A 16,488-nucleotide genomic window follows, 5' to 3' on the forward strand; every position below is an offset into this window, starting at 1 on the left:
GACCGGGGGTACGCTCGCCTCCAGCGGGCCCGCGGCGCGGCGCTCGCCGGCGAAGGGCCTGCGGTTGCTCCTCCGGGGGGGCCAGGGCTCAGATCTCAGCGGCGGGTCGACCCGGCCCGTTGCCTACGCGGGGGAAAGCCCCGCATCTGCGGGAGACCTTGATGAAGCGATCCATGTGGTTCACCAGCGCGCGCTCGGCTGCGGCGGTCGTCCTTGCTCTCGGGGGCCTCGGGCTCCTGTCCTCCGCGTGCCGGGGCAGCGAGGCCGAGGATCCGTCGACCCAGCAGCAGAACGCCTACAACCAGCAGCCTGGCTACCAGCAGCCTGGCTACCAGCAGCCCGGGCAATATCAGCAGCCTGGGCAGTACCAGCAGCCTGGGCAGTACCAGCAGCCCGGCCAGTACCAGCAGCCCGGGCAATATCAGCAGCCTGGGCAGTACCAGCAGCCGGGCGCGCCCGCCCCGACGACGACGGCGCAGCCGAGCCCGCTCGCGCTCCCGTGTACGAACGACATGGTCTGCGGCACACACAAGTGCAACACGGCCCTGGGCAAGTGTGCCTTCCCCTGCGCCGCGAACACCGACTGTGCGGCGGGCTTCTCGTGCATGGGCGCCGGCTCGGCGACGGCGATCTGCGTCCCCGGCGGGCAGTAGGGAGCGGCTGAGGCCGGCCGCGCGAGGTGCGCGGCGGCGACCGGAGATCCGCAGGAGCCGCCTGTCGCGCCATCCCAGGGATCGGCTCGCGCCGAGGCAGCTGGCAGCCTCGCGGCAACCGGATCCGGTTGTGCCAGGGCAGCTGGCAGCCTCGCGGCAACCGGATCCGGTCGTGCCAGGGCAGCTGGCAGCCTCGCGGCAACCGGATCCGGTCGTGCCAGGGCAGCTGGCAGCCTCGCGGCAACCGGATCCGGTTGTGCCAGGGCAGCTGGCAGCCTCGCGGCAACCGGATCCGGTCGCCCTGGGGCAGCCGAGCTTGCCTCCGGCATCGGATCCGGTCGTGCCAGGGCAGCCGAGCTTGCCTCCGGCACCGGATCCGGTTGTGCGGGATAGCTCAGCTACCTGCCTGCGACCGGACCCCGTCCCGCCGGAGCAGCAGCTGCTCCGCATCCGAGCTGCTCCGCATCAGGAACCCCGGACAGACGCGGCCCCCGCAGAACGGCTTCGCCAGCGCTTGCGTACTTCCTACACCGGTTATCCATCGGCCCCGGCGACGCGCGCCGTCGAGTTCGTGTACAGCGCGCCGCAGTCGGGGGGCGCGTGTTCTACTCGCGCGGGATGGAGCTGGAGCTCCAAGGAATGGGAGCACGACTCAGGGCGGCGCGGCGGCGGACGGCTCCACCGTTTCGCGGGAGAAACCATCAAGCGAACAGATCGGGGCGCTGGGCGACGAAATCGCGCACGGTCGACGCGGGCCGCCCGAGGATCGCCTCGACGTCGTGGGTGAGGCGATCGTACCGATTGTCGGCGTGGAGGCGGGCCATGGTCGCGAGGTGCTCGAAGAGGTGATCGGGCAAGCCCCGACTCCGCAGCTCTTGATCGCGCCACGCTTCGAACGGGACGTCGACATAGTTGACGGTGCGATGGAGCGCATCTCCGTACTCTGCCGCCATGGCCTTCATGTCCAGCGATCGCGGCCCGGTCAGCTCGTATACCTTGCCGACGTGCGCCGTGGGGCTCGCCAGGATGGTGGCCACGACCTCTGCCACGTCGCGCGCGGCGATCGGCGAGGTTCGCCCCGCCCCGAAGGGGAGCCGGATCGTGGCGTCCGCGGCGATCGACTCGGCGGCCCAGGTCGAGAAGAAGGGGTTCTCGAGGAAGACCGTGGGCCTCACCTCCACGACGGGCAGGCCTGACCAGCTCAACACCTGCTCGGCGAGCCAGTGCTGGCGCTGCTGGGCAGAGTCCGTCATATGGGTCAGGCTCATCTGCGAGACGGTCATCTGTGAGATGTTCACCAGCACCTCGAGGTCGCCGCGCGCCCGCGCGACGGCCGCGGCGAGGACCGTCGCCTCCAGGTAACGCGTGGACACGCTCATGCCGAAGTACATGCGCCGGCAGCCCTCGAGAGCGCGCGCGACGTCGGCGGCGCGGGTGAGATCGCCGATGACGATGTCCGCGCCGGTCGCTCGCAGCGGCGCGACGCGCTCGTCCTCGCGGTGGACGAGCGCTCGCACCGGCAGATCGCGCCGGCGCAGCAGCTCCACGATGGTGCGACCCACGCCGCCGATGCGGCCCGCGGCGCCCGTGACGAGGATGGAACCGGCCGTGGACATGAGCGCTCCCTCCAGCGCTCGGTGAGCGCTGGAAGCATCCATAGCTACCGCGTTCTCCGCGGCAAGCTGGCGATCCGGCCCGGCGAGGCAGCGACCGCGAGATCAGGCGCGTCGGAGCGCGTCGCCCTCCTCGTGTGCGCAGACCTAACGCCGACGCCGCCAGCTCGCCGGGCGGTTCGCGACGCGAAGGCGGTGCGGGAGAGCATCGAGCGGCTGCTCGACCCGAATTTCGATCGCGCGGCGATCGCGCGCGGCGAGCCGCTCGCGTCGGGCGCGAAGGCCGCCGCGGCGCACGCCTTCCCGTTCCTCTGATTGGGCGGCGAGGGCGCCTGTCGGGCAGGACGAGCGTGTCATCCCCCGCCCCGAGGCGGCGTCACTCCGCCCCGCCCTCGGATTCGGGCGGCTCGGCGCGGAAATGGCTCACGGCCTGAGCTCCCGCGGGCGCCTCCGGCGAGGCGGCCGGCCTGCGCTGGGCCGCGCCTGCGCACTTGTCGCTCCCCATGGCGAAGCTCCAGATGCTCGTCCAGAGCATGTCGAACTGGCTCTGATCGAAGCTGGATCGGGACTGGAAGAGGTCGTAGCCGCCATAGTTCGGGTCGGTCCCGTCGCCGTCCTCCGGGCTGATGAATCGATAGTGGCCCATGACGTCGGCGTGATCGGCGTCGACAAGGAAGCTCTGCGACGCGTCCGGATAGACCATCGATACACAGTTGACGATCCCGTCGTTCATCGCCGGCGCGAGCGGCTCGAGCCGGGTCGGGTCATCGAGCCGGGGGACGGCGCAGGGCGGTCCGAGGGCCGTCACCACCTCCGGATTCGTGATGTTGGCCGTGATGCCGTAAAAGATGCCAAAGGCGCCGAGGAATGCCCCGCCGGGATCGAGCTTCGCCCGGGTGACGATCGACCGGAGCGCGACGCCCCTCCGCTTGTAGTACCTGCTCAGGTCCTCCTCGACCTCCGCCCCGAGCTGGCTGGCTCTCCCCGCCTGTCTCGCGCTCTCGATGCAGCCCACGAGATCGCGCGGCCAGGCGCCGACGCCGCTCACGGGCTGGCCCGCCGCGAGCTGGCCTTGGCCTGCAGACGACAGCGGATCGAGATCCCCGAACACGTCGGCGTCCTCTGCGACGTGCAGCAGCCAGCGGAGCACGTTGTAGTACTCGCCGCGCGCCTCGGCCCTGGCGAGGCCGTCGCACTCCGTGGCGTGGAAGCGTTCGAGCGTGTCGAGGGCGGCGCGGAAGATGCCGTCCGAGTAGCCGAGCGTCCGCAGGAGCGTCCTGATGTGGCGGGCCACGGCGCTCGCGTCCCTCGGGCGAGCCGCGCGGAGCCACAGGTGGAGGAGCGCGGCCGCGCCCGTGACGAGCGGCCTCCTCCGACGGAAATAGTGGGCGAGGTTCGTCCCGCGGTGCGGCGTCGAGAGGAACTGGATCGAGCAGATGCTCTCGAGGATGCTCTCCGCCGGGACGCCGTAGAGCCGCTCGTGCCGCTCGCTCGCGGAGAGGAGCAGGAGCATGAGCGTCTTGATATCCCTGCCGCCGGTCGAGTGGCCCACGAGATGGAGGCTGTCCCGCTGGCCACGGCCGGCGTTCTCGTGGAACACCCCCTGCCTGAACCGATCCGCGAGCCAGCGGAGGAGCCCCTGCGCGCGGGTGTCCACGCTCGCCGTGGGCAGGTTCGGGAAGCAGTGCACAGAGAGCGGGCCCAGATAGGGCCCGGTGTCCGTCTTCCGGAGGACCTCGGTGACGCCGCAGTAATAGATGACCGAGCCCAGGATATCAAAGCCGGCAAAGCCGGGCACGAGCACGAGATGGCTTCTTGACTGACTCATGCCTTTCCCTCCCACATGGAACAGCCGGGAAGGTTAACGAAGCATCATAGTTCGGGGCAAGCGGAATCGTGGCGCTCGTGAACGGCCCGAGGCTTCGGTCTCCACGCCGGCACGATAGCCCTTGATGCCGTCCAAGTCGTACGAGCGCGCAGGCTTCTGGCGATCTGCGCCGAGGCGGGGGCGCCGGGCAAGGCGCTGCGTCGTCGGGATACGCCGCCACGTGGAAGCTGCGCAGGTTGTAGAACGGGATCCCCGGGAGCTTGTGGTGCTCGTTGTGAAGCACCGGGTGGACACGAGCTACGATGAGCTCGGGCGGGTGCGGCAGATCAAGTATCCCGAGGTACCACCGGCGCTCAGGGGAACCACACCGCGACCTGCACGACCTCGCGCGCTGCTCCGGCCAGGCCGTCGTCGCCCGCGAGCGCCGCGATGAGCGGAGCGAGCCGCACGAGGGTCACGCCGTCGCCTGCGAGCGCGGCACCGCGGTATTCGCCGGCGAGCGCGTCGAGCAGGAGGCCGAACGCCGCGGCGGCGCCCTCGGGCGGGAAATGGCGGGCCAGCGGGACCAGTTCGAGCAGGCACTCCGGCTCGTCGGCGCCGAAACGCAGGGCCAGGGGGAGGGCCTGACGCACCAGCTCGGGCGCGCGCGCGGGATCGTGGCGCGCCAGGATGCGGAAGGCGGTGAGGCGGCTACCGTCGCTGAGCGGCGCGACCGCGGCGAGCAGCGCGTCGCTGTGGCCCGTCGCCGCGAACCAGGGGCAGACGTCGAACAGCATCCAGCCGCGCTCGCGCGGCTCGGCGTTCTGAATGGCCTCGGCGATCCGCGCCCGCAGCCGCGCCGGCTCCGCGGCGAAGGGGAGGCTCCGGGCCAGCGCACGCACGCGCGCCTCGATTGGCAGTGCCTCGAGCAGGTCCTCGGCGGGATCGCCCAGCGCGATGAGGCGCGGGATCAGGTCCTCGAAGAGCTCGGTGGCCCGCTCGCCGAACTGGGGCGCGAGCGCCGCGGCGCGGCGGGCCTCCGGGGCGTCGAGGACCGGCACGAGTTGCGCGAGAGTCCGTTGCATCAGCAGGTCGTACGGATTGACGTGCTGCTCCACCGCGGCGAAGGCGGCGCACACGCGCTCGGGATCGCCGAGGCCCCGCGCGAGCGCGGCGAGCGCTCGCGCCCGCGCGGGCCCAGGCAGCGCCTCCGCGTCGGGCCAGAGCGCCTCGGCGACCGCACGCGGGTAGCGGTCGGCGAACAGGTCGAGATCGCCAGGATCTCCGCCGCCGTCACGGAGGAGGGCGAGCGCCTCGCGCACGACGGCGATCCCTTCCTCTGGAGGCAACCACTTCGCCACGAAGAGCATCTGGTGCGCTCGAGCCTCCGCGCTCTCCGTGGTCCGAAACGTGGCGAGCGCTTCCCGCGCGAACGCGTATCCCCTCTCGCCCCCGACGATTTCGGCGAGGCTCAGGAGGACATCCCCGCGGAAATCGGCCTCCGGGGTGCGCCGTGCAGCGTCCGTGGCCCATTCGAGCACCTCGGCGCGCGCCGGGCCGGCTGTCATCGCCGCGCCGAGCGCGGTGAGCGCCCTGGCCTGATCTCGCTCGTCGGCGAGCCGCTTCTCCCGAACGATGGGCTCGACGCCGACGGGAGCATCGTCGTCCTCGCGGCGGGCGCACCAGTTGATGCTCGCCTCGACAAGGGCCGCGCGCACCGCGAGGGCCGTTGCCTCGTGACCCATTGGAAGCGCCTCGACGGCGCGGCGGCGCACGCGCTCGAGGTCGGCGACGAAGCCGAGATAGGCCTCGGGCCGAGCCATCCAGCGGGCGAGGTGCTCCTCGGTGACCAGCGCGGCGAATGCCTGGAGCGGCGCGGCGGCCTGCTCCAGGTGGGCGCGCACGTAGGCGCACGGATAGCCGTCCGGCGGGAGCGACAGCAGGCGGCGGATCAACGCGTCCCGCGCGCCGCGGTCGAGGTGCTTCTCCACCTCGCGCCGGGCCGCGTTCGAGCGGAACGCGAAGGTGCCATCGATGGCCGTGAGGAGCGGCTCGATCCCGGCGAGGGCATCCTCGATCGGGACCCCGAGGGCGGTCGTGATCTCGTCCTCACGAAGCCGGCCGTAGGCGACGGAGAGCAGGCCGAGGAGCTTGGCTGATGCGGCGCCCGCGGTCGCGAGGAGCTCAGCGGGATCGCCCGGCGCAGGCCAGGGCCGCGCTGGCAGCGGATGGATCGGCGTGCGCGCCGGATCGAAGCCGAGGCGCTGGATCCACGCGCGGGCCGCGGCGTCGTCGCCCTCGACGGTGGCGAGCACCTTGACGCGGGGACCCACGGCGGCAAAAAGCGCCGGCCAGGAGACGAGCGGCTCCGCCTCCTCCACGTCGGTGATCGCGAGCAGCAGCGGCGGCTCGGCCTCGGGCGGCCCCTCGCGCAGGTGCTCTTCTGCGATTCGCGAGCGCAGCAGCCGGGGAGGACCGCCACCGCAACCGGCGAGTAGCCGCGAGGTGAGCAACGCGAGGATGTCACGCTCGAGCTTGAGAACAGGCCCGATCGGCACGAGCTGCGCACCGTAGGCGACTCCTTCGTGCTGTGCACGGACCAGGTGGGCGGCCACGACCGCGCGCCGGCTCGGGCGCGGGCCGTGCAAGATTGCATAGGGCCGGTCTGGCTCCTCGAGCCACCGGCCGAGCGCTGCCAGCGCGCGTTGCTCTGTGGGGTCGAGCGTGGCGCGCAACGCCTCGTCCCAGGCGCAGCGGCAGGCGCGCTCGATGGAAGCGGGGGCGGGGATTCGGGGCCGGGGTTTCGTCATCGCGTGCGTCAGGTGGTGAACGGGGGGGTTGTGGAGCGCGTCGTCCGAATGTTCCGTTGTCGAGAGTGTCTATCCTGGCTGCTCTGCGTGATGTTCCCATCCCACCGCCCCATCTTGTTCACCTTGGTTTCCGTCTCGTCGTTCGGGCCGATCACACCGCCCTTTGCATCGTCCCCGATGTTGGCTGGGTGGAGGCCGAGCTCGCGGAAGATCTGCGCGCACATGGGGCATGGCGCCATGCCCTCGCCGGTCTTGTTCGTGGTCTCGATCGTTGCGCCGTTCCTGAAGCGCTTCTGAAGCTCGGCGCGCACCTCCTCGTTGGTCATTTCCCGCTTCCCCTGCGCTGTTCGCTGTGCGTCCCCTTCGGAGCGGATCTGGCTCGCCATCTTGTGCAGCGCGTCCACTTCCGAGCACGTTGTGTCCCCCGTCGCGGTCTGATTCGGATTGCGCGCCTTCTGCGCGTTCTTGACGGCCTCGGTGATCGCAGGGTCCTTGTACCTCTCGCGCTGAGCCTCTGCCTTCGGCCCGCCGCGCTCTCCCTGGCTCTTGCCCTCGATGTCAGCCGGCACCCCGCGGCGGTTCTTCGGATCGGTAAAATCCTTGCCCCCAGGGTTGTTCCCGGCCGCGTTCCGGACGGTCGAGAACGGCATCAGGCCGCTGGGATCGACGAAGCGTGTCGGCGCGTTGCCGGCGTAATCGAAGCCGTTGAACCCGCCGTCGAGCCCCGCCGGGTCCGCGCTCAGGTACCGGCCCATTGCGGGATCGAAGTAGCGGTAGCGGTTGTAGACGAGCCCCGTCTCCTCGTCCTCGTACTGGCCCGGGAAGCGGAGCGGCGTCGTGGTTCGCCCGCCCTCCTTCACCTTCGCGCCGAACGCGGATCGGTCGAGCTCGCACACCACCTCGCCCGCTGGACCGACCAGGCGCTCCGGCGCGCCCACGTCGTCGTTGAGGTAGTGGAACCACGGGCTCTCCTCGCGCCGTCCGCCCGCCACGCGCGTGTCGCGGTGGGCCCACGGGGCGTACCGGGCCTCCTCGAAGCAGTACGTGCGCTCCTCCACGACGGGATCGCCCGAGACCTGCGCCACGCGCTTGATCTCGTGGACCAGCACGCCGCCGTCCCACACGAAGCGCACGCTCGACAGCTCGCGCCGCTTCCCGTCGGGCGCTCGCTCGAACGTGCGCTTCCCGACGCGCCGCGCGAACGGATCGTAGCTGAGCTCGATCACCTTCCCGTCGGGCCTCTCGACCGCGGCGAGCAGCCCGAGGGCGTCCCAGGTGTAGCGGGTCAGCCGGCCCTCCGCGTCGCGCGCGCTCGTGAGCCTGCCCGACTCGTCCCATGCGTACGTGGTGCCGCCCTTCTGCACCAGGCGGTTCCCGGCGCCGTAAGCGCGCTGCTCGCCGTCCGGCTCGTGCAGGTTGCCCCCGGCGTCGTAAGCAAAGCGCTGCCCCCGGCCCCGCTCGTCGCGGATCCCCAGGAGCTGCCCCGCGGGGTCGTGCTCGAACAGCCTCCGGCCGAGCGCGTCGTCCCACGACTCGGCGAGCTCCGAGCACGGCCCGTAGCGGAACGCCTGGTACACCGTCGTTCCCGGCGGGCGAGGGCCGACCCACTCGGGCCGGCCGGCGCCCGCGCTGGCTTGCCCGGGGTGGCCCACCCAGCGCTGAGCCATGCGGCCGAGCGCGTCGTAGACGACCTGGATGCGCCCTCCGTCCGGCAGCGCGCGGGCGATCTCGCGCCCGAGCGCGTCGTGCGCGACGCCAACCGTGACGCGCCCGTCCAGGACCACCTGCGTGGCCCGGCCGCAGGCGTCCCGCGCGAAGGCGACCGAGTGGCCGAGCGACGTCGTCCGCTGCACCACGTTGCCCATGAGATCGTACGTCCGCCGCACGAAGAACGCTTCCCCCGACGCGATCTGCCGCTCCTCCACGACCCAGCCCACGGCGTTGCGCGTGAACGTGAGCTCCCCGGCGGGCGTGACGGCGGCGATCAGCTGGCCGCAATGATCGTACTCGAACGACTCCGTGGCGCCGTCCGGCAGGGTGCGCTGGACGAGCTGGCCGGCCGCGTCGTAGACGAACTCCGTGATCTCGCCCGCGCCGGTCCGCTCCATGGTGAGCTGTCCGGCCATGTCGTGCCGGTAGTGCTTCTCCAGCCCGGCGAACGTCCGCTCGTACACCATGCGGCCCGCTGTGTCGTAGCGCATGAGGTAGGCGTCTCCCCGCGCGTTCTCGGCCCGCACGAGGCGACCCTCGCGATCGTAGCCGAGCCGGTTCACCTCACCGTTCGGGCGGCGGATCGCGCAGACCTTGTGCAAGCCTCCCCGATCGAAGCGCGTCGATGTGCCGTCCGGGTGGTCGACGCGCACGACGTCCCCGTTGCGGTCGTGGACATAGCGGGTCACGCCCCCGTCCGGGTGGCGCACGGCGACGCGATCGCCCCGATCGTTGTAGGCGTACGACGTGATCTGCCCGAGCGCGTCGCGCACCGAGAGGCAACGTCCCCAGTAGTCGTAGACGTGCTCGGTGACGGCGCCTGTCCCGTCGATCTTCTGGATCACGTTGCCGTGCGCGTCGTGGAGGAAGCGCGTGCGCGCGCCGTTCGGCGCGACGGTCTCCGTGATGAGCCCGCGCGCCTCGACGCGGACCTCGAAGGTCGCGCCGATCGGATCGGTCCAGTACAGGACGCCCGCGGTGCGCGTGACCTCCGTGATGCCGCCGGCCGGGTCGGTGACGCGACGGATATGGCCGCCCGGCTCGCGCTCGATGACGGTGGTGCGGCCCAGCGGATCGCTCACGCGGAGCGTACGGCCGCGGGCGTCGCGGACCCAGGCCGTGGTGGCGCCCAGCGGGTCGGTGAACGAGCGGAGATTGCCGTTCTCGTCGTAGGTGCGACTGTAGACGGCTCCGCCGGACACGGCCTTGTCGAGCTTGCCGAACTCGTTGGCGAAGTAGCGGTGCACGGTGATCGAGTCCGCCACCTCCGAGTACCCGTCGTCGCCGTAGAGGAGCTTGCAGTGGTAGATCCCCCGGGCCTTCGTGCCGTCGGCGAGCGTATCGGGCACGCCTTCGGCGAGGCCGAGGCGCCCGGGATCGGGGTGGACTCCCCAGGTCTCGACGCAGCGGCCGCGCTCGTCGTACCGGAAATGGAAGGTGAGATCCTCGGGATCCGTGCGCGAGGTCAGCCGGTGATCTTCGTAGGTGTACCGGGTGACGCAGCCCTCTGCGTCCGTATCGGCGACAAGGACGCCGCGCTCGTCATAGGTGTAGCTCCGCAGGGTCACCCACCTGCCTTGCTCGGGCGCATTCTTGATATCGAGCGCGGCGATGCGGCCGGCGGGCGTGCGCCGAACGCGCGCGACGCGGCCGGCGGCATCGGCGATCGACTCGATGCGTCCGTCGCGGTAGGCGAGCCGCGTCGTGTTGCCATGGGCGTCGCGCACGGCGGAGAGGCGGTAGATCGAGCCGGCGTGCTCGGAGAACAGGTAGAACGTGCCGGCGGCGTCGTCGAGGACGAACCCGCTGGCGTCGCGGGTCAGGACCCAGCCGTCGGGGCCGAGGCCCGCGTCTCCTTCGGCGATGGCGTCGAACGAGAGCTCCGCGCCCGTGTCGGTCCACAGCACGGTGGTCCGACGCCGCACCTCGACGGCCCACGCGAACGAGTGCACCCAGCCGAAACCGAGGCCGACGTCGCGCTCATGGGCGCTCGTGCTGTAGCGGCGCACGAATCGCAAGCCGAGAGGGCCGAGCAGCTCGAGGTCGACCACGGGATCGGTGAACACGCGGCCGGTGGCGACGTCGACCGGGTCGCCCTTCGATACCTTCCCGCTCTTCTTCGACCCGTGGTGGTTCGGGCAGCCGGAGCCGTCGCCGCCCGCGCCGCCGCAGGCCGATTTTCCCCCTCCACCGGCGCCGTTGCCCCCGTCGGAGCCGTTGGCGCCCTGGTCCTTGCCGCTCCCCTTGCCGCCCTTGCCGTTGCCGCCGCCGCTCTCGCCGCCGCCGCCCATGACGAATACGCCTGGGTTCATGCCGGGGATTGCGGGGATATTCGGGACGGGGGCCGTGCGCGCCATGGGACCGAGCGTAACAGGGGGAGCGCAGCACCTGAAAGGCGCGTCTTCCGGCCACGGCCGCACAGAAGCGCACGTCGACCCGATGGGGCAGTCGCAAGGTCTGTCGCGCTATCCAGCTGCGCCATCCATTGCGCTACCTATCGCGCCAACGATTGCACCCTCACGATATTTGTGCTCGCACGGCGAGCGCCAGGACGGCGAGATCCCGAGGGTTGCGGAGAGGGGCCAGCTGTCGGTATGGTGCCACCATGCGCCCACTTAGGAGCTATCCAGTGCACAAGTTCTACTTCGTCCTCTCCGCTGCCTTCCTCGCGACCTTTGCGGCATGTTCGGATGAATCCGGTTCGAGCGGTACGAACGGGGACCCGGCCAGCAGCAGCGCTTCGACCAGCGGCGCTTCGACCAGCGGTGCCGGGGGCAGCGGCGCGTCGGGGAGCTCGGGCGTCGGAGGAGGCGGGGCTGGTGCGACGGGCGGATCGGGTGGCGCAGGCGAGGGCGGCACCGGGTCAGCAGGCGGGCCCGATGCCGGGTCCGGCGGGGACCCGGGCGGCACAGCGCTGGGCTTCTTCGTGTCCACCCCGAGCGACAGCGGGGGTGATCTGGGAGGGATCGCCGGCGCGGACGCGACTTGCCAGGCGCTGGCAGCCGAGGTGGGCGCCGGCAGCCGCACGTGGCGCGCGTACCTGAGCACGAGCACGGAGGATGCTCGTGATCGCATCGGGCAGGGGCCCTGGGTCAACGCCAAGGGCGTCACGGTGGCCGCCACGCTCGCGGAGCTGCACGCGCTGCCCGGGGGCAACGTGGACCTCTTCGTCGATCATCAGGGCAAGCCCATCAATGGTCAGTGGGCGGGCTCTCCCACGCCCAACGAGCACGACGTGCTCACCGGCTCGGCAGCGGACGGCACGGCCCTGGCCGACACGTGCAACGACTGGACGTCGTCCACCGCCACGCCCGGGCCGCAGGTGGGGCACGCCGACGGCCTCGGTCCGGGCATGAACGGCGCACCCCCCTACAACTCGTGGAACTCCGTGCACGCTCCCGCCGGCTGCAGCCAGCAGCAGCTCGTGGCGGTGGGCGGCGCCGGCCGGTTCTACTGCTTCGCCGCGGACTGAGAGCCGCTCCGAGCCCGGCTCAGGCGGTCACGCCGGGCTGGATCCCGTTCAGCGCCATCATCTTCTGCCGCTCGGCGTCCTTGTTGATGTCGCGGTACCGCTCGTCGAGCTTCGCGATATCGAGCCTCAGGATACGGCCGTACAGCGCGAAGGCGATGCCGACGATCGACGGGTGGCAGGCGGACTTCACCCGCTCATCGTAGTGGGGATACGCCGCCACGTGGAAGCTGCGCAGGTTGTAGAACGGGATCCCCGGGAACTTGTGGTGCTCGTTGTGGTACGTGACGTTGTTCCAGAGGAAATTCGTGACGTGCGCCCGGGTCCCGTAGGTGCGAGAGCTGTACGCGTCCTCCCCCGGGAGCATCTCGTAGTGCTCGATCATCGAGGTCGCGCTGGCGAGGATCGCGCCGAAGACGAACGGCAGGACGTAGAAGAAGAAGAACACCTGCCACGGCATGACCCAGAAGAAGAAGGCCATGAGGCCGTAGAAGCCGAGGAGCTCCAGGTTCATCCTGACGCGCTGGAGCGACGACAGCCGCTTCACGTACCGCGCCATGCAGCCGAGGAAGTAGAGCGGGTAGGCGAACGTGTAGACCGCGAGGAGCAGGAGCTTCGCGAGGACGGGGTTCCGCGTGTAGTCCGTGACGACGAAGTTGTCGACGTCAGGGTACGTGTTCGCGATCTTGTGATGATGAAGGTGGTAGTTCGTGTACAGCGTCACGCTCATGCCGGTCGGCGCCCAGCAGAGCAGGGCGATGAGGTACGAGGTGAGCTTCGAGCGCGAGCAGCTGCCGTGGACGGCGTCGTGCGCCACGGCGCCGAGGCCGCGGACGAGGTTGGCGATCAACCACGAGCAGGCGACCCCGATCGGGATGGCGAGCGCGTGGTGCTGCGTCGCGTACAGCACCCACGTCAGCGCGGCCCAGATGCCGAAATGAAGCGGTATCTTGAGCAGGTGAATCGGGTTGCGCTTGTAGGCAGCCTGCAGCAGCTCCCGCGGTACCGTATCCATGCCGGCCATGCTGATCTCCGTGTTTCTCGCGCTTGCGCGGCCCGGAACTTCGCAAAAAAAGGGCGAGAAAACAAGAGCACGCCCGCTTTTTACCCCGGGGCGCGAAGGCTTTTACGCAGGGGCACGCAGGCGCCGTCGACCGGGCTTCGCGCCGCTTGAGGGGCGCGTTCACTGCCGCTAAGACGCGGCGATGGGGACTCGCATCGAAAAGGACAGCTTCGGGCCGATCGAGGTGCAAGCCGACCGCTACTGGGGGGCGCAGACGCAGCGCTCCCTCGAGAACTTCCGGATCGGCGGCGAGCGCTTCCCGCGGGAGATGATCGCCGCGCTCGCGACGGTCAAGAAGGCGGCCGCGCTCGTCAACCGCGACCTCGGGCTCCTGCCGGCCGACAGGTGCGGGCTCATCGCCGCGGCGGCCGACGAGGTGATCGAGGGGAAGCTCGACGACCATTTCCCGCTCGTCGTCTGGCAGACGGGGAGCGGCACCCAGACCAACATGAACGTGAACGAGGTCATCGGGAACCGCGCGATCGAGCTGAGCGGCGGCGTGATGGGCTCGAAGTCGCCCGTTCACCCGAACGACGACGTGAACCGGTCGCAGAGCTCGAACGACGTGTTCCCGACGGCCATGCACGTCGTCGCCGCGCTCCAGATCGAGCGCCGCCTGCTCCCGGAGGTCCGGCGGCTCCGCGACACCCTGGCCCAGAAGAGCGCGGCGTTCGCCGAGATCGTCAAGATCGGCCGCACGCACCTGCAGGACGCGACCCCGCTCACGCTCGGACAGGAGTTCTCCGGCTACGTGGCGCAGCTCGACGCCGGCGTCGCCGCGATCGAGCGGGCGCTCCCGCCGCTCCACGAGCTCGCGCTCGGGGGCACGGCGGTCGGGACGGGGCTCAACGCCCACCCGGAGTTCCCGGCGCGGGTGGCCGCCAAGATCGCCGAGCTCACCGGGGCGCCCTTCGTCACCGCGCCGAACAAGTTCCAGGCGCTCGCGTCGCACGACGCCCTCGTCGCGGCGCACGGCGCCCTGAAGACGCTCGCCTGCAGCCTGAACAAGATCGCGAACGACATCCGCTGGCTCGCGAGCGGGCCGCGCTGCGGGATCGGCGAGATCACGATCCCCGAGAACGAGCCGGGCAGCTCGATCATGCCGGGCAAGGTGAACCCCACCCAGGCCGAGGCGATGACGATGCTGTGCGCGCAGGTGCTCGGCAACGACGTCGCGGTCGGCGTCGGCGGGGCGAGCGGCAACTTCGAGCTCAACGTGTACAAGCCGCTCATCATCCACAACGTGCTGCAGTCGATCCGGCTGCTCGCCGACGGCTGCGCGTCGTTCGACGAGCACTGCGCGCGCGGCATCGAGCCGAACCGCGAGCGGATCGCGCGCAACGTCCGCGAGAGCCTGATGCTCGTGACCGCGCTGAACCCGCACGTGGGCTACGACAGCGCCGCGAAGATCGCCAAGAAGGCGCACGCGGAAGGGAGCACCCTCCGCGAGGCGGCGCTCGCGCTCGGGCTCCTCGACGCGCGGACGTTCGACGAGGTCGTGAGGCCGGAGCGCATGATCGGCCCGTCGGCGGACAAGGGATGATCGTGGCGCGGGACGACCGCGCTTCTCCGCGAGCTCGCGAGCGCGCGAGTTCTCGTGTGAGTGCGCGCGTTTTCGTGCGAACGCGCGCGTTTTCGCGCGAGCGCGCGCGTTGACACCCTGTCGCGTCCTGGGATAGACGAACAGCGCCTGCCAGCGGCGCCGCTGCAGCTTCGCAGCGGCTCCCACCCTCGCCGCCGGCCGACACGGGATGCCGATGACACCTTGCGCATGGATGCGTGGCAGCGCGGATCCTCGGTGGTCCAGGGTGCGGCGGCGCGCAGGCGTCATCGCCTCGAGGGCCTGCGCCGCCGGAAGGTCCGTCGCCGCCGGAAGGGGCTGCGTCGCCGGAGAGTCCGTCGCCGCCGGAAGGGGCTGCATCGCCGCCGTCGTCTTCGTGGCCGCGGCGGCGCTCTGGTGTCCGCCGGCGGGCGCGCAGCCCAGCCGGCCGCTGCCGGTTCAGCCTCCGGCCGCCGACCCGCTCCCGGTGCTCCCGCCCGCCGCGCCGGCGCCCCCGGACCCGGCGCCGCCCGCCGGCGCCGCCCCGGTCGCGCCGCCCGCCGCCCCGACACCTGCCGCGCCGCCTACCGCCCCCGCGACACCGCCTGCCGCGGCCGCGCCGGGCGGTGCGGCCGCGCCGTCTGCTGACGCCGCCTTGCCACCTGCCGACGCCGTCTTGCCACCTGCCGGCGCCGCCTTGCCGCCGCCCGCCGGCGCCGCCTTGCCGCCTGCCGGCTCCGAGGCCGCGCCCGCATCCGACGGCGCGGCCGGCCCGCCGTTCCAGCTCAGCATCGGCCGGCTCTTGCTCTCCCCCCTCGTGCTCGTGCAGGCGCAGGCCGTGCCGTACGTCGGCGAGCACGCCTTCCTGCAGGCGGGCGACGTCGCCGAGGGGCAGGGGTTCCGCGTGCGGCGCGCCCGCGTCGGCTTCGCGGGGACGCTCGCCGGGTACGTGCCGTTCGCTGTCGCGGGCGAGCTCGCCGCGGGCGAAGACGCCGCTCCGCGGCTCTCCGAGGCGTGGATCGGCTACGCCCACTTCCCGTTCGCGCACCTCTATCTCGGCGCGCACGACGTGCCGTTCAGCCGCTCGGCGATGACGGGCGCCGGGGAGGGCGCGCTCATCGAGCGGCCCTTCGCCGTGCGCGCCATGGCGCCCTTCCGCCAGGTCGGCCTCCACGTCGAGGGGCACTTCCGCGACAGGACGTTCAGCTACTTCGCCGGCATGTTCAACGGCTTCCAGCGCTCGGATCAGTTCTTCACCGGCTACGTCGAGAACGCCGGGAGCCTCGGCAACCGCTTCGACCACGTCGCCTACGTCGCGCGGCTCGCCACCGAGCCGCTCGGCCCCCTCCCGCGCTCGACGCAGGACCTCGCCGTCTCGCGCCCCCGCGTCGGCGCGGGCGCGAGCTACTTCTTCAGCGACGGCGGGACGCGCGACATCCATGGCATCGGCGCCGACGTCCTGGTCCACGCCGCGGGCGCGCACGCGCTCGCCGAGCTCCTCTGGAACCAGAGCGACCCCGAGCGCGCCCCGACGCAGCCGCTCGGCCAGCTCGGCCCGATCACGTCGCTCGGCCTCGTCGGCGAGGTGGGCTACTTCGTGAGGCGCATCAAGCTCGGCGTGAGCGCGCGGTTCGAGTGGCTCGATCCCAACGTCGATCTCTCCGACGAGACCGACAGCTGGGCCCTCACCGCCGGCGCGAGCTACCACTTCATCGACAACGTGCTCAAGGCGCAGGCCGACTTCACCCACCGGCAGGAGATCCACGGCGTCGCGCTCGACAACGACGCCGTGGCGCTGCAGCTCCAGCTCAACCTCTAGCGGC

The 16,488-nt window shown here is 71.3% G+C and carries 11 protein-coding genes; 5 read left to right on the forward strand and 6 right to left on the reverse strand.

The window, feature by feature from the left end; translation table 11 throughout:
- Positions 1-161 precede the first annotated feature (161 nt).
- Positions 162-653, forward strand: coding sequence for a hypothetical protein (locus tag WMF17_RS45010; protein ID WP_437599699.1), 492 nt, complete (start codon positions 162-164; stop codon positions 651-653).
- 701 nt (positions 654-1,354) lie between these two features.
- On the opposite strand, the gene WMF17_RS45015 is transcribed toward WMF17_RS45010, so the two are convergent.
- On the reverse strand, positions 1,355-2,269 hold the full coding sequence (locus WMF17_RS45015; RefSeq protein ID WP_437599700.1) for an NAD(P)H-binding protein: 915 nt from the start codon (positions 2,267-2,269) through the stop codon (positions 1,355-1,357).
- Between the two features lie 21 nt (positions 2,270-2,290).
- Between WMF17_RS45015 and WMF17_RS45020 the strand changes: the two genes are divergently transcribed.
- Entirely contained in the window at positions 2,291-2,581 is a 291-nt protein-coding gene (locus WMF17_RS45020) for a hypothetical protein (protein ID WP_437599701.1), read from the forward strand.
- A gap of 61 nt (positions 2,582-2,642) precedes the next feature.
- On the opposite strand, the gene WMF17_RS45025 is transcribed toward WMF17_RS45020, so the two are convergent.
- The 3 genes from WMF17_RS45025 to WMF17_RS45035 all read right to left on the reverse strand — a co-directional run bounded on the left by WMF17_RS45025 (position 2,643) and on the right by WMF17_RS45035 (position 10,905).
- Positions 2,643-4,094: a hypothetical protein gene (locus WMF17_RS45025; RefSeq protein WP_437647098.1), complete on the reverse strand. Its 1,452-nt coding sequence runs from the start codon at positions 4,092-4,094 to the stop codon at positions 2,643-2,645.
- Positions 4,095-4,447: 353 nt separating this feature from the next.
- The gene (locus tag WMF17_RS45030) at positions 4,448-6,883 is read right to left on the reverse strand and encodes a hypothetical protein (RefSeq protein ID WP_437647100.1); all 2,436 of its coding nucleotides are present in this window, start codon (positions 6,881-6,883) and stop codon (positions 4,448-4,450) included.
- 8 nt (positions 6,884-6,891) lie between these two features.
- On the reverse strand, positions 6,892-10,905 hold the full coding sequence (locus WMF17_RS45035) for an RHS repeat-associated core domain-containing protein (protein WP_437647102.1): 4,014 nt from the start codon (positions 10,903-10,905) through the stop codon (positions 6,892-6,894).
- A gap of 614 nt (positions 10,906-11,519) precedes the next feature.
- On the opposite strand from WMF17_RS45035, the gene WMF17_RS45040 reads away from it, so the two are divergent.
- Positions 11,520-12,065: a hypothetical protein gene (locus WMF17_RS45040; RefSeq protein WP_437599703.1), complete on the forward strand. Its 546-nt coding sequence runs from the start codon at positions 11,520-11,522 to the stop codon at positions 12,063-12,065.
- A 19-nt stretch (positions 12,066-12,084) separates the two neighbouring features.
- On the opposite strand, the gene WMF17_RS45045 is transcribed toward WMF17_RS45040, so the two are convergent.
- Positions 12,085-13,077, reverse strand: coding sequence for a fatty acid desaturase family protein (locus tag WMF17_RS45045; RefSeq protein WP_437647104.1), 993 nt, complete (start codon positions 13,075-13,077; stop codon positions 12,085-12,087).
- Between the two features lie 190 nt (positions 13,078-13,267).
- Between WMF17_RS45045 and fumC the strand changes: the two genes are divergently transcribed.
- Positions 13,268-14,668: a class II fumarate hydratase gene (gene fumC, locus WMF17_RS45050; RefSeq protein WP_437647106.1), complete on the forward strand. Its 1,401-nt coding sequence runs from the start codon at positions 13,268-13,270 to the stop codon at positions 14,666-14,668.
- A 456-nt stretch (positions 14,669-15,124) separates the two neighbouring features.
- Here fumC and WMF17_RS45055 read toward each other — a convergent pair whose 3' ends face one another.
- The gene (locus WMF17_RS45055; RefSeq protein WP_437599706.1) at positions 15,125-15,457 is read right to left on the reverse strand and encodes a hypothetical protein; all 333 of its coding nucleotides are present in this window, start codon (positions 15,455-15,457) and stop codon (positions 15,125-15,127) included.
- A gap of 10 nt (positions 15,458-15,467) precedes the next feature.
- Here WMF17_RS45055 and WMF17_RS45060 point away from each other — a divergent pair, with 10 nt between their 5' ends.
- Positions 15,468-16,484 carry a porin gene (locus tag WMF17_RS45060; RefSeq protein WP_437647108.1) on the forward strand — a complete coding sequence of 339 codons (1,017 nt, stop codon included), beginning with the start codon at positions 15,468-15,470 and terminating at the stop codon, positions 16,482-16,484.
- Positions 16,485-16,488 lie beyond the last annotated feature (4 nt).

It is taken from the genome of Sorangium sp. So ce362, assembly GCF_051519845.1.
Taxonomy (GTDB): Bacteria; Myxococcota_A; Polyangia; order Polyangiales; family Polyangiaceae; genus Sorangium.